Genomic DNA, 13,371 nt, shown 5'->3' on the forward strand with positions numbered 1-13,371 from the left:
GCAGTCGGATCGCACATATTCACAAAGCCCGGCGCTAGATTAGAGAAAGGTTAACGGTCGTTCTTTCTGTGTTATCCCGCATCCATGTGAGGCGGTTCACGGTGGCCTCAGCAGTCCGGTCTGGTAGGCCAGCACGACGGCCTGGACGCGGTCGCGGAGACCGAGTTTGGGGAGGATGCGGCTGACGTGCGTCTTCACCGTCGCCTCGGACAGCCCGAGTTCGGTGGCGATCTCGGCGTTGGAGAGTCCCTTCGCCATCTCGATCAGCACCTCGCGCTCCCGGTCGGTGAGCCGGTCGAGACGCGGGTCGTCGGCCGAGCCCGGTCGTGCGCGGTTCAGGCGGGTGAACGTCTCGATGAGCACTCGGGTGAGCCGGGGCGCGACGACGCCGTCGCCCGCGGCGACCGTGCGAATGCCCGCGATCATTTCGGCGGGCTGGACGTTCTTGAGCAGGAAACCGGCGGCGCCGGCGTGGAGGGCGGCGAACGCGTACTCATCCAGGTCGAACGTCGTCAGGATGAGGACGCGCGAGGCGGCGTGGTCGCGGGTGATCCGCTCGGTGGCCTCGAGGCCGTCCATACCCGGCATCCGTACGTCCATCAGCACCACGTCGGGGGCCAGCGAGGCCACCTGGTCGAGGGCCTCGGCGCCGTCGCCGGCCTCACCGACGACGCTGATGTCGGGCTGTGTCTCCAGCACCAGCCGGAAGCCCATGCGCAGCAACGGCTGGTCGTCGACGAGCAGAACCTTGATCATCGGGCGCTCTCCAACTGGGACGGTTCGAAACGGGCATGGACCCGCCAGCCGCCGCCCTCGGGCAGCGGACCGGCCTCCATCAGGCCGCCGTAGACGGCGACGCGTTCGCGCATCCCGGCGACGCCGTGCCCGGTGCGCTGCCGCCCCGCCGGAACGCCGACGGCCGGCCGCCCGTCGTCGGTGATCTCGACCTCCACGTGCGCCGCGGTGTACTCGAGCCGTACCCGGGCGGTGGTCCCCGGCGGGGTGTGCTTCCGGACGTTGGTGAGCGCCTCCTGGACGAGACGGTAGATGGCGAGTTCGGCTCCGGAGGCCATGGCGGGCGGCCGTCCCGTGACGACGAACTCCACCGGGAGTCCCGCGGCGCGGACCTCGGCGAGCAACGCGTCGAGCTGGCTCAGCCCCGGCTGCGGGCGCCTCAGCCCGGTGGGCGGCGGGGCGTCCTGGCGGAGTACGTCCAGCACACGCCGCATCTCCGCGATGGCCTGGCGCCCGATCTCCGACGCCTTGGAGACGGCGTCGGCGGCCCGATCCGGCGAGGTCGGGAGGGTGTAGGCGGCGCCGTCGGTGAGGGCGACCATGACCGACAGGCTGTGGGTGACGATGTCGTGGACGTCGCGGGCGATCCGCGCGCGTTCCTCGGCGGCGACGATCTGGGCCTGCTGGTCGCGCTCCTTCTCGAGGCGGGCGGCGCGGTCCTCCAGCGACGCCAGGTAGGCGCGGCGGGTGCGCATGTTCAGCCCGATGACGGCGGCGGCCGTGGTCATCCCGGACAACAGGACGAAGACCTTTCCCAGGTGACCCCGCGGGGCCCACTGGACGGTGGCCATCGCGACGCCGATCTCCACGATGCCCGCCGCCACGAGCAGCCGGCGCAGCGTCGAGTGGGCCGCGACCGAGTACAACGCGATGAGCACGGCGAGGTCGCCGGTCGACAGCAGCACTCCGGCGAGCCACTGCGCGAACGCCAGCGCCGCGACCACGCCGAAGGCGGTGAACGGCGCGCGTCGCCGCCAGATCAGCGGCACGAGGAGCGCGATCTGCAGTCCCCAGCCGAGAAGAGGCTGCTTCGGCGGTTCCTTGAGCAGGTGGGGTACCCCGAAGAGGAGCACGACGAGCGCGAACGCGCTGTCGACGACGGCGGGATGCCGGCCGGCGAGCGCACGCAGGCGAGGGCCCCAGCGCGCGTCGAGCGCGCCGGGGCCGGACTCGGGCGAGGAGCCGATCATCGAGGCGTCAGGCGTCCCTGCGCTTGAGCAGGAACGCGGCCACCGCCATCGCGATGACGGTGTAGAGGACGAAGACCCCGAACCCCGTCCACGGGCCGAGCGATCCGGGGTCGGGGGCGTTGGTGAGCAGGTCGCCGCCGGCGTTGCTCGGCAGGTACGGCGTGATGTGCTTGCCCCAGGACGTGAGGTTCAGGACCTCGCCCAGGACGGGGAGCACCAGCAGGATGCCGAACAGCGCGGCGATGGCCCCGGCGGTGCTGCGGATGATGGCACCGAGCGCGGTGCCGAGGAGGCCGACGACCGTGAGGTAGAGCCCGACCCCGGTGACGATCCGCAGCGCCTGCGGCGAGGAGAGCGTGGCCTGGATGTGCTGGGTGGACAGGATCGCCTGGCCGCCGAAGAAGGTCGCGAAGGACACGATCTCCATCAGGACCAGGACGACCACGCTGAACACCACGGCCTTGGCCCACAGCACGGGGAGCCGGTTGGGGACGGCGGACAGGGTGGCGCGGATCATCCCGGTGGAGTACTCGCCGGTGATCACCATGACGCCGAGCACGCCCACCGCGAGCTGGGCGATGACGTACGGCCGGAGCGGCACGGTCACCGCCATGGTCGCGGCGTCGCGAATGGGACGGGCGTGGTCGCCGACACGGGTGGCGAAGCCCCAGCTGAAGAGCATGCCGAGGCCCATGGTCGCGACGATCGCGGCGAACAGCGACCAGAAGGTGGAGCGCAGGGTCCGGAGCTTGATCCACTCGGAGTTCAGAACGCGCAGCTGGGTGACCCTGCCGGTCCGAACGGGTGCGGTGGCGGTGGTCATGCCGCGGACCTTTCCGGGGTGCGGGCGGGGGCCCGGTATTCGACGGACTCGCCGGTCAGCTCCATGAACGCCTCTTCCAGCGAGGCCTGCTGCGGCGCCAGCTCGAACAGCGTGACGCCGTTGTCGGCGGCGATCTGGCCGATCTGGTCGCTGGTGAGCCCGCTGATGAGCAGGGTGCCCTCCTCGGTCTCCGCCACCGTGACGTCCGGGCCCGCCAGCAGGTCGCGCAGCCGGGACGCCTGGGGAGAGCGGACCTTGACCCGGCCGGTGGAGGCGCGCTCGATGAACTCGGCGACGGAGGTGTCGGCGATCAGCTTTCCCCGGCCGATGACGATGAGGTGCTCGGCGGTCAGGGCCATCTCGCTCATCAGGTGGGAGGAGACGAAGATGGCGCGTCCTTCGGCGGCCAGGTCCTTGAGCAGGTTACGGATCCACAGGATGCCCTCGGGGTCCAGGCCGTTGACCGGCTCGTCGAGGATCAGCGTCTTGGGATCGCCCAGCAGCGCCGACGCGATCCCGAGGCGCTGGCCCATGCCGAGGGAGAAGCCGCCGGCGCGCTTGCGGGCGACGTCGCGCAGGCCGACCAGGTCGATGACCTCGTCGACCCGACCGCGCGGAATGCCGGTGGTCGCGGCCAGCGCCAGCAGGTGGTTGTAGGCGGTCCGGCCCGTGTGGATGGCCTTGGCCTCCAGCAGGGCGCCGACCTCGTGCAGCGGCGCCGCGTGGCCGGCGTACGGCCGGCCGTTGATGGTCACCGAACCGGAGGTCGGCCGGTCCAGGCCGAGGATCATGCGCATCGTCGTGGACTTGCCGGCCCCGTTCGGGCCGAGGAACCCGGTGACGATCCCGGGTCGGACGGTGAACGACAGGTCGTTCACGGCGGTCTTGTCGCCATAGCGTTTCGTCAGGCCCTTGGCCTCGATCATCATCGTTTCCTTGGGAGATTCAGCGGTGTACTCAGGGAGAACGCTAAGGCCTCACGTCGGGCTCGTTCGTCGCCCGCCCGGAGGATTCCGGCAGGTGGCGAAGGTCCACCGGCCGATGTACGGCTACATCGCAGGATGGACGGGGCCGCGTCGGGAGCGGGTCTCTACGTCCTTCGGCGGCACGCCTTCTCAGATCGAGCGACCGGTGGCCCGGCCGGTACGGCGCGGGCGGCGTACCCGACGTCGGCGATGAAGTGCTGCGTTGTCCTCGTTTCCCCGGGTCGGCCCCTCTGGATCGACGCCTTTACGGTGCAATTACTATCGAAATCGTACTATCGCGATAGTAGTTGATCGCGAGGACGAAGGCGGTGGGACCGTTTGCTTCCGGAACCTGATGTGAGCGTCGTCGTGATCGTCTACAACGACGCGGCCCGAATCGCCCGCGCGGTTCGCTCGGCGCTGGAGCAGTCGCTGCCCGGCGTCGAGATCGTCATCGTCGACGACGCGAGCACGGACGCGACACCGGAGGTGACCGCCCGGCTGGCCGCCGCCCATCCGGATCGGGTTCGGAACCTCACGCTCCCGGCGAACTCCGGCGGGTGCGGGCGGCCGCGCAACGTGGGGATCGAGGCCGCGCGCGGGCGGTACGTGATGTTCCTCGACAGCGACGACACCCTCGACCCGCATGCCTGCCGGAACCTCGTGACGACCGCGGACGAGACCGGCGCCGACCTGGTCTCGGGCCGCTGCGTCCGCGTCTTCCCCGACCGGGAGCAGAACTGGTACCCGTGGTTGTACCGCGAGCGCCGGGTGTACGAAAGCGTCCTGGACGACCCCGACCTGCTGTACGACACCCTGTCGACCAACAAGTGCTACCGGCGCGACTTCCTCGATCGCAATGGCCTGTGGTTCGTCGACCGGCTGCACTACGAGGACCTGTTGTTCAGCGCGCAGGCGTACGTCGCCGCGCGGCGGATCGTGACCATTCCGCACCGGGTCTACAACTGGTTCGTCGTCCCGCGGGACGACACCTTGTCGATCACCAACCGCCGGGCGGAGCTGCGCAACTTCGCCGACCGCCTGGAGATCCACCGGCGCATCGACGCGGCGTTCCACGCCCACGGCGCCGATTCGCTCGCGCGGCTGAAGAACGTGAAGTTCGTCAACCACGACCTGCTCCTGTACCTGCGGGAGCTGCGCAGCCGAGACCCGGAGTACCGCCGCGCGTTCCTCGATCTGGCCCGGTCCTATCTCGCCGAGCTGGACCCCGCGGTCTTCGCGGAGTGCAACCCGCTGCCCGCCATCGGCGCGTACCTGGTCCGGCACGGGGACATCGAGGGCGCCATGGCGGCGGCCGACTACGCCGCGAAGAAAGGCCGGAAACCGGTCCTGTCCATCGAACCGGTCGAACGCGACGGGCGGATCTACTGGTCCGGCGACCAGCTCCAGACCGCGCTGGGCCGCCGGATCCTGGACGTCACCGACCTGGGGCTCCACTCGGCTCCACTCGACGCCTTCGACCTGGGCGGTCAGGTCACCGCGATGAGCCGAGCCGGGGGAGAGCTCCGCGTCGCGGGCACGGTCGTCAACCCGCTGGGTCACCTCGGCACCGACCTGGAACCGTCCGGAACGCTGGAGATCCGCGACCGCCGCCGGAAGAATCGCGCCTTCCGCGTTCCGGTGACCGTACGGCACGAGGCGGACGGCATCCGCTGGGAGGCCGCGTTCGCGCCGGCCCGCCGGATCCGCCCGATCGGGCTGGTCGACCAGACCTGGGGTCTCTGGCTGCGCCTCAAGGTCGGCGGCGACACCGTCACCGTGCGGCTTGCCTCGGACGGAACGGCGCACGACGACGTACGGGTGCCCGTACGGCCACGGCTGACCCGCGTGGCAGGCGACCACCTCGAGGCCTACGTCGCCGAGTCCGGCGAGCTCGCACTGCGCATCGTGGGCGAAGGGTGGCCCGCGCGAACGACACTGCCCGCCCTGCGCCACGTCGCCCGGACCGCTCTCGGACGGCGCTGGTGGCAGTGGTTCGGCCGCGTCGAGAGGTCGCTGATCCGCCGGCTCACCGGCCGGGACACGAAGATCGCCGTGTTCAACCGGCTCCTCGTCCGGCTGCCGGTCAAGAAGGGCACGATCGTCTTCGAGAGCCACCTCGGCGCCCAGTACTCCGACAACCCCAAGTACATCCACCGCGCGCTCCAGGAGCGCGGCGCGCCCTACCAGGCCATCTGGTCCTACAGCGGCAGCCGCCGGGGCTTTCCCGCCGACACCACGCTGGTCAAGCGCGGCTCGTGGGCGTACTACCGGGCCCTGGCCCGCGCCCAGTACTGGATCGACAACCAGGGCTTCCCCGCCGAGCTGGTCAAACGTCCCGAGACGACCTACATCCAGACCTGGCACGGGTCGGCGTTCAAGCGGATGGGCTTCGACGAGCCCACGGTCAAACAGGGCACCCGGTTCGAACATGACCGGCTGCGCACGATGATCGGCCGGTTCGACCACTTCGCCGTCCGCTCCGAGCATGACGTCCGCACCCTCGTCAAGGGCTTGGGAGTGACGGCCGAGCCCCTGCGGGTCGGGTACCCGCGCAACGACGCGCTGGTCACCGGCGGTGATCCCGAGGAGCAGGCGGCACTGCGCCGGCGGCTCGGCCTGGAAGACGACGAGCGCGCCGTCGTGCTGTACGCGCCGACGTTCCGGACCGACGAGAACGGCAGGCCCGCCGCGCGTTTCGAGATCCCGTTCGACCTCGACCGCTTCGCCCGCGAGTTCGGCGAGTCCCACGTCCTGCTCATCCGCGCCCACTACCTCAGCCGCGCGGTGGTGCCGCCGGGCCTGCGCGGCACAGTGATCGACGTCGGCGCGGAGCACGACGTGACCACGCTGATGCTGCTGGCCGACGCGCTGATCACGGACTATTCCTCGGTCATGTTCGACTACGCGCTGCTGGAGCGGCCGATGATCTTCTACACGCCCGACGCCGAGGACTACGTCAGCCGGCAGCGCGGAGCGTACTTCGACCTCGCCGAGCACGCGCCGGGCCCGGTCGTCGGCGACGAGGCCGGACTGTTCGCCGCGCTCGGGGATCTGGACGGCGCTCGCCGCGACCACGCCGACCGGCGGCGGCGCTTCGTCGAACGGTTCGGTGAGTACGACACCGGCACCGCGGCCAAGGCGATCGTCGAGCGCTTCTTCACCGGAGGCGACCGTGGCTGAGGCCCGCGACGTCTTCATCGTCTGCAACAACGTGGAAGAACTCGGCGGCCTGCAGCGCTGGGCGCACGACATCGGCCGGATGTTCGCCGATCGAGGCCACCGTGTGCACCTGGTCGGCATCACGCACGCCGACCGTCCCCACGACTACGGCCACGACCTGCCGTACACCGTCACCGTGCTGCACGACCGCGACCTGCCACCGGCGAGCGGACCGGTCGGCACGCTCCGGCGGGAACTGCGCCATCGCCTGATGGTCCGGCGCGGCGCCGCACGTCTCAGCGCGCTCTTCCGCGCCGCCCGTCCCGGCGGCGTCGTCATCGCGGCGCAGGTCTGGGCGATGGAATGGGTGGCACGCGCCGACACGGCGAGGATGCCGGTGATCGGCATGAGCCACGAGTCGTACGAGGCCACCCGCCGGTCCTCGCGCTACGAGCGGGTGAAGCGCCACTTCGCCGGCACCGATCTGCTGCTCGCGCTGACCGACGCCGACGCGGACGCGTGGGCCTTCGACGACATGTCCACCGCGGGCGCGATGCCCAACCCCCTACACGTCGTCCCGCGCTCCGTCTCGCCACGCACCGAGCCGGTCGTCGTCCGGCACGGACGCCTGGCCTTCGAGAAGGGCCAGGACATGCTGCTTGAAGCGTGGGCCGAGATCGCACCGCGCCACCCGTCCTGGCGGCTGCGCCTGTACGGCTCCGGCCCCGATGAGGACGCGCTGCGCCGCCAGGCGGCCGAAGCCGGTGTCTCCGACAGCGTGGAGTTCGCCGGCCCGACCTCCGACATCGAGACGGCGCTGACCGGCGCGTCGATCTTCGCGCTGCCCTCGCGCGAAGAGGGTTTCCCCATGTCGGTCATTGAGGCGATGGCGTACGGACTGCCCACCGTCGCCTTCGACTGCGCACCGGGCATCCGCGAACTGCTCACCGACGGCCACGACGGGCTGATCGTCGCACCGGGCAACACGACGGAGTTCGCCGCCGCCCTCGACCGGCTGATCCGCGACGCCGCCCTGCGCGACTCCCTCGCCGAGGCGGCCCGCGAGTCCGTCCGGCGGTACGAGCCGGACACCGTCCTCGACCGCTGGGAGCGTCAGTTCGCCCTCGTCACCGGCGAGCGGACGCCCCGCGGATGACCCGGAGCGGCCTCGCCCTGCTGGCCTGCGGCCTGCTCGCGTTCGGCGTCGCGGTCGCCGCCTACGCGATGACCGTGCTCGCCCATCCCCACGACCTGTGGGCGATGTCCGACCTGAAGGTCTACCGCTGGGGCGGCCTGCTCGCCCGGCGCTCCGACCGCCTGTACGACGAGACGATCGGCGGCTTCGCGTTCACGTACGCGCCGATCGCCGCCGTGATCTTCGCCGGGCTGTCGGTGCTCCCGATGGCCGCGCTGCGCTGGATCATGACGCTGGCGAGCCTGTCCGCGCTGGTGACGGCCGTCTGGATCATGTTTCGGACGCTCGGCCGTCGTCGCAGCCCCGCGCTGCTCGGAGCGACGCTCCTGGTGACCGCGGCGGCGCTGTGGACCGAGCCGGTGCAGAAGACACTGTGGTTCGGCCAGATCAACCTGATCCTGATGGCCCTGGTCGTCGCCGACCTCGGGCAGGGCGACGGCCGCCGCTGGAAGGGCGTCGGGATCGGCATCGCCACGGGCATCAAGTTCACGCCCGGCATCTTCATCGCCTACCTGCTCGTCACCCGGCGGTTTCGCGCGGCCGCGGTCGCGATCGCCGTGTTCCTGCTGACGATCGCCATCGGCTTCGTGGCCCTCCCGCACGAGTCCGGGCGGTTCTGGGGGGACCGGCTGTTCATGGCGCCGAGCCGGGTGGGCCCGGTGGACTGGGTGGGGAACCAGTCGCTGTACGGCATGCTCGTCCGGTTCCTCGGCGGCGAGAACGCCGCCCGGCCGTACTGGCTGGGCGGCGCGGCGGTGGTCGGAGCCGCCGGGCTGTGGCTCGCGGCCCGGCAGAGCCGCGTCGGCCGTGAGCCCTTCGCCGTCGTGACCTGCGCGACGACCGGCCTGCTGATCTCGCCGATCTCCTGGTCGCACCACTGGGTGTGGATCGCGCCGGCGCTCGTGCTCGCCGCCGACCGGATGACCGGCCCGCCGCGGCGCACGTGGGTCTGGCTCGCCGGGGGTCTGGGCCTCGAGGTTCTCTTCGGAGCGTGGATCTTCGCGGTTCCCGGCCTGCCGGCGCTGCCGCAGGGCCTGATCCGCACCGTTCCGTTCGGGCGGCACCGGGAACACCACTGGCACGGCTTCGAGCTCGCGCGCGGGAACCTCTACGTCCTGATCGCCTTGGCGGCGATCACGGTGCTTGTGATCCTCGCGGCGCGTCATCCGCACGCCGCGTCGCCGGGTCGTCGGCGTCACCTCGGCCGGGCCGGTCGATCAGCAGCGGCGCGAGTTGAAGGTGCCAGATGAACACCAGGCCGGCGCTGCCGAAAAGGAGGTTGACCAGCATCGTCTCCCACTCGTCCCAGATGATTTCTACTACCACGATAGTAGCCGACCCGGGGATTTTCTAGGTCGCCGTGGCCGGCTGACGGCTGTTCTGGATGTGGGCCCAGCCCATCAGGGCGAACAAGGCGGCGAGCAGGACGGCGGACGAGCCGGCGGTCCCCAGGTCGAGGCCGCCTTTCGCGGCCGGCTTGGTGAGCAGGTCGCCCGCCGTGGCGCCGAACGGGCGGGTCAGGACGAAGGCGAGCCAGAACAGCAGCACGTTCGGCACGGCGGGCGTGTACCTGAGCGCGAGGAGCGCGGCGAGCAGCCCGGTGATGAGCAGGACGCCTCCGCCGTATCCGAGGCCTGAGCTGTCGGACAGGAAGTCGCCCATCGAGGTGCCGAGCGTGTTGGAGACGAGGATCGCCGACCAGAACAACGTTTCGCCGCGGAAGGTGTTGATGTCGCGGATCGCGAAGGTCAGCCCGGTGAACTTCCAGACCACGAAGACGGCGATCAGGATCGAGATCAGGATCGCGGCGCCGACCGGGTAATCCAGGCCGAGACCCTGCGGTCCCCAGCCGAGCGATTTCGCCCCTTCGGGGAGGTACTTGGCGCTCGCGTCGCGGTTCATGAAGTCCGACGTCGTGGTGCCGACCATGCTCGTGGACATGATCACCGTCCAGTAGAAGAACGGGTTGTACCGCCGTGAAGCGAGCTGGATCACCAGCGTGACGAGGAAGATCAGGAACAGTGCGATCGTCGTGAGGAAGTAGCCCAGCTTCAGCGTCTGGGCGAACAGGTCGCCGGCCGTCTCGCCGAGCGTCGTCGCGGCGATCTTCATTATCCAGAAGGCCAGAGTGACCTCTGGCAATTTCTTCATCACGTATCCGCCGGCGCCGGCGAGGTCGGCTTCGGTCAAGGCTTCCGGCCTTGTCATCTCTCCCCCAGGGTTGGTGACAGGTGCGGTGTACGGGTCCGGCCCGGCAGACGGCGGCCGCGGGCCGGTGACCGTTGGTCATCTTCGGCCTACTCTCAGCCAACCTACTACATGAATAGTAATGAAGTTCGGCGGGCGACCCGGCGTGCCATCTCACCGGGGCGGCGTCGCGCTCAGGCGCGCGCGGCGAGACAATCCGTGCTACCTGAACGCATTTGCATGCTTGATGTAACTGCGAATAGTTTGCAATAGTGGCCGCATGTCGACGTACACGCTGCTGGACCGACCGTGACCGCGACCGATCACGGGTCAGCCGTTCGGCGCTCTCTGTTCCTGCACGCCCCGATCCGGCGCCGGCCCCGCGCGATGCTCGAACGGATGCTCGCGATGGTCGACGAGGACACCCCGCCGGACGGTCCCGACGGTCCGGTCGCCGTCCTGGAACGGCGGCTGGCCGAGCTGCTCGGCAAACCGGCCGCGCTGTTCTTCCCGACCGGGACGATGGCGCAGCAGGTCGCGCTGCGGGTCCACGCCGACCGGCGCGGACGCCGGGCCTTCGCCGCCCACCCGCAGTCCCACCTGGACGTCTGGGAGAAGCAGGGCTACAACGCCGTCCACGGTCTGTGGTTCCACCGCACCGGGGATCCCTTCGAGCTGATGCGGACCGAGGACCTGGCGGCGATCGGCGAACCGCTGGCCGCGGCGGTCTGGGAGCTGCCCCAGCGCGATCTCGGCGGCCTGCTCCCCGAGTGGGACGAGCTTCGCGACCAGGTCGCGCTCGTACGGGCGACCGGCGCCGCCGCGCATCTGGACGGTGCCCGGCTGTGGGAGGCCCAGACCTATTACCGGCGGCCTCTCGACGAGATCGCCGCCTTGTTCGACTCGGTGTACGTCTCGCTCTACAAGAGCCTCCAGGGCGTGCGAGGCGCCGTCCTGGCCGCGGACACCGATACCGTACGCGCCGCGAGGGTGTGGCGGCAGCGGCTCGGCGGCGGCATCGCCGACGCGTGGCCGCTGGCCCTGGCCGCGCTGGTGGACCTCGACACGCTGGCCTCCCGCATGCCCGCCTACCGCGACCACGCGATCGCCATCGCGAAGGCCGTCAACGCCGACGGTGCCGCCCGCGTCCACCCCGATCCTCCGCAGACGCCGATGTTCCACATCCACCTGCCCGCCCCCAGGCGGGCGGTCGAGCGGGCCGGCGCGGCGATCCTCGCCGAGCAGGGCGTCCAGCTCTGGGGCCGCGTACGGTCCGGTCCGGACCCGGCCCGCTGCAGCTTCGAGGTGACCGTCGGCGAGAACGCCCTGGAGTTCACCCCGACCGAAGTGGTCTCCCTCATCCGTGATCTGCTGGCCCGCGCCAGGGCCGCCGATAATCCATGAGGTCACCGGCCGCTTCCAGGGCGGCCGGGGCATTCGTCGAGGCCGTGGTTGTGGTACCAGCAGCCCCCGGAGGGTTCGGTGTCGAAACGGGTCGCGGCGACGGCGTTGCCGGTCAGGGCGTTGTCGTGGACCCAGGCGGTTCCGCAGGTCCCGGCGTCGGTGATGACCAGCCCGTGGGTCTGGGTCTTGCGGGCCTGGCCGTCCCAGACCCGGTTGTCGCGGATCGTCGGGCTGTCGACGGCGGCGGCGAGCGTGAGCCCGGCTCTGACGTCCGGGGCCTCGGGCAGCCGGTACGGGGACCCGGGGGAGGGGGTGCCGTCCGGCCACGCGGTCATGGCGCCGGGGCGGAAGGGCGCGAGGGCGAGTTCGGTGGGGCTGTTGCCCATCACGATGGCCTGTTGCGCGCCCGCCGTGACGCATTTGCCGATGTGCCCGTTCGGCCGCCAGGCGGCCGCGGTGTCGATCAGCGACCGCGCTCCGTAGGAGACGGTGTCGCCCTCGCCTCCGGTCGCGGGTTCGCACTGGCGGCCGTTGCCGCGGAGGCGGTTACCGGCGATGTCGGGATCCGCGAGGGCCGAGTCGATGAAGATGCCGTCCAGGCCGTTGTCCCAGAACTCGTTGGCATCGATGATCATGTTGCCGGCCGCCTCCTGGGGGCCGCCGGCCAGGTTGTGCTGCCAGTACCCGTACCGGCCGTTCCGGCTGATGCGGTTGCCCGCCAAGGTGTACGGGCCCGGCGTGTTGCCGATCGCGACACCATCCCAGACGTTGTCCTCGATGATGCAGCCGGCCACGATCCCGCCGCGCCCGGCGACGGCGGACGTGCCCAGCGCCGAGACGTCGTAGCCGGCCTGGTGGTTACCGATCATCGTGCATCCGGAGACGACCAGCCCGTCGGCGCCCCAGTCGGAGATGCCGAACCGGTTGCCCTCCGAGTGACAGCCGAGCACCCGGATGCCGCGGGTCGTCGGCCACCGCCGGTCCTGGAGCTCGAAGAAGATGCCGTTGGTGCCGTTACGCACCGTCGTGCACGAGGACACGGTGCAGCGCTCCGTGGCGCCCCACCCGCCGGTGCCGATGCCGATGCCGGCTCCGCCCAGCCACTCGCCCTGGCGTTCCAGCCGCCCGCAGTGCACGACCAGCAGGTCGTCCACGAAGGTGTCCTGCAGGAAGTCGCAGCCGAACCCGGTAGCGGGCGTGTCGTGAATGTAGAGATCGTGAAAGCGCCCGCGCAGGACGTACTGCAGGCCGAGTCCCTTGGCCAGCACGTCGTACTGGGCGAGGCTCACGCCGGAGCCGTCGATCTCGAACTGCGCGAAGGTGCAGTCGGCGATGGGGTTCCCGCGGCCGGCGCCGTGCTGCAGGGCCGTGAAGTAGGCCAGCGGGGTCGCGGCGGCCGGGGCGCCGGGGTTGGCCAGGGCGAACCTCGTGGCCGCCGGTCCCGCGCCGATCAAGGACACCCCGCTCCGCCAGACGGTGCCCCGGTCCCGGATCGAGTACAGCCCCGACGGGCAGAAGATCGTACGCGGCCGGCCGTCGGCCGCGTAGGCCGCTCCGAGCTCGTCGACCAGGGCCTGCAGGGCGGGCTGGTCGTTGGTGCGGCCGTCCCCGGTGAGTCCGTGATCACGGGCGTCGTGCACGAACCGGTCC

General features: G+C 70.7%; 10 protein-coding genes. 4 read left to right on the forward strand and 6 right to left on the reverse strand.

The window, feature by feature from the left end; all coding sequences use genetic code 11:
- Window positions 1–96 precede the first annotated feature (96 nt).
- Genes ACQP2O_RS20100 through ACQP2O_RS20115 form a run of 4 tightly spaced genes read right to left on the reverse strand, consistent with a single transcriptional unit; the run spans window position 97 to window position 3,734 of the window.
- On the reverse strand, window positions 97–756 hold the full coding sequence (locus tag ACQP2O_RS20100; protein WP_433187163.1) for a response regulator: 660 nt from the start codon (window positions 754–756) through the stop codon (window positions 97–99).
- On the reverse strand, window positions 753–1,985 hold the full coding sequence (locus ACQP2O_RS20105; protein ID WP_433187166.1) for a sensor histidine kinase: 1,233 nt from the start codon (window positions 1,983–1,985) through the stop codon (window positions 753–755). The genes ACQP2O_RS20100 and ACQP2O_RS20105 overlap by 4 nt, the downstream gene beginning before the upstream one ends.
- A 7-nt stretch (window positions 1,986–1,992) precedes the next feature.
- A complete protein-coding gene (locus ACQP2O_RS20110) occupies window positions 1,993–2,808 on the reverse strand; it encodes an ABC transporter permease subunit (protein ID WP_433187169.1) in 816 nt (271 codons plus the stop codon).
- A complete protein-coding gene (locus ACQP2O_RS20115) occupies window positions 2,805–3,734 on the reverse strand; it encodes an ABC transporter ATP-binding protein (RefSeq protein WP_433187172.1) in 930 nt (309 codons plus the stop codon). The genes ACQP2O_RS20110 and ACQP2O_RS20115 overlap by 4 nt, the downstream gene beginning before the upstream one ends.
- A gap of 396 nt (window positions 3,735–4,130) precedes the next feature.
- On the opposite strand from ACQP2O_RS20115, the gene ACQP2O_RS20120 reads away from it, so the two are divergent.
- Genes ACQP2O_RS20120 through ACQP2O_RS20130 form a run of 3 tightly spaced genes read left to right on the forward strand, consistent with a single transcriptional unit; the run spans window position 4,131 to window position 9,380 of the window.
- On the forward strand, window positions 4,131–6,956 hold the full coding sequence (locus tag ACQP2O_RS20120) for a CDP-glycerol glycerophosphotransferase family protein (protein WP_433187175.1): 2,826 nt from the start codon (window positions 4,131–4,133) through the stop codon (window positions 6,954–6,956).
- Complete coding sequence (locus ACQP2O_RS20125) at window positions 6,949–8,091, forward strand: glycosyltransferase (RefSeq protein WP_433187178.1); 1,143 nt, start codon at window positions 6,949–6,951, stop codon at window positions 8,089–8,091. The genes ACQP2O_RS20120 and ACQP2O_RS20125 overlap by 8 nt, the downstream gene beginning before the upstream one ends.
- On the forward strand, window positions 8,088–9,380 hold the full coding sequence (locus ACQP2O_RS20130) for a glycosyltransferase 87 family protein (protein ID WP_433187181.1): 1,293 nt from the start codon (window positions 8,088–8,090) through the stop codon (window positions 9,378–9,380). Before ACQP2O_RS20125 ends, ACQP2O_RS20130 begins: the two co-directional genes overlap by 4 nt.
- 100 nt (window positions 9,381–9,480) lie before the next feature.
- On the opposite strand, the gene ACQP2O_RS20135 is transcribed toward ACQP2O_RS20130, so the two are convergent.
- Window positions 9,481–10,281 (reverse strand): COG4705 family protein, encoded by an 801-nt coding sequence (locus ACQP2O_RS20135; protein ID WP_433187184.1) that lies wholly within the window; start codon window positions 10,279–10,281, stop codon window positions 9,481–9,483.
- Between the two features lie 345 nt (window positions 10,282–10,626).
- Between ACQP2O_RS20135 and ACQP2O_RS20140 the strand changes: the two genes are divergently transcribed.
- Window positions 10,627–11,721 carry a threonine aldolase family protein gene (locus ACQP2O_RS20140; protein ID WP_433187187.1) on the forward strand — a complete coding sequence of 365 codons (1,095 nt, stop codon included), beginning with the start codon at window positions 10,627–10,629 and terminating at the stop codon, window positions 11,719–11,721.
- A 2-nt stretch (window positions 11,722–11,723) separates the two neighbouring features.
- Here ACQP2O_RS20140 and ACQP2O_RS20145 read toward each other — a convergent pair whose 3' ends face one another.
- Complete coding sequence (locus ACQP2O_RS20145) at window positions 11,724–13,361, reverse strand: right-handed parallel beta-helix repeat-containing protein (protein ID WP_433187190.1); 1,638 nt, start codon at window positions 13,359–13,361, stop codon at window positions 11,724–11,726.
- Between the last annotated feature and the right edge of the window lie 10 nt (window positions 13,362–13,371).

This window comes from Actinoallomurus sp. CA-150999, from assembly GCF_050942425.1.
GTDB lineage: Bacteria > Actinomycetota > Actinomycetes > Streptosporangiales > Streptosporangiaceae > Actinoallomurus.

What these genes read in the sequence shown, in the direction of transcription:
- ACQP2O_RS20100 (WP_433187163.1), bottom strand. Translation starts at nt 756, where the DNA reads ATGATCAAGGTTCTGCTCGTCGACGACCAGCCGTTGCTGCGCATGGGC.
- ACQP2O_RS20130 (WP_433187181.1), top strand. Translation starts at nt 8,088, where the DNA reads ATGACCCGGAGCGGCCTCGCCCTGCTGGCCTGCGGCCTGCTCGCGTTC.
- ACQP2O_RS20110 (WP_433187169.1), bottom strand. Translation starts at nt 2,808, where the DNA reads ATGACCACCGCCACCGCACCCGTTCGGACCGGCAGGGTCACCCAGCTG.
- ACQP2O_RS20115 (WP_433187172.1), bottom strand. Translation starts at nt 3,734, where the DNA reads ATGATCGAGGCCAAGGGCCTGACGAAACGCTATGGCGACAAGACCGCC.
- ACQP2O_RS20105 (WP_433187166.1), bottom strand. Translation starts at nt 1,985, where the DNA reads ATGATCGGCTCCTCGCCCGAGTCCGGCCCCGGCGCGCTCGACGCGCGC.
- ACQP2O_RS20135 (WP_433187184.1), bottom strand. Translation starts at nt 10,281, where the DNA reads ATGAAGAAATTGCCAGAGGTCACTCTGGCCTTCTGGATAATGAAGATC.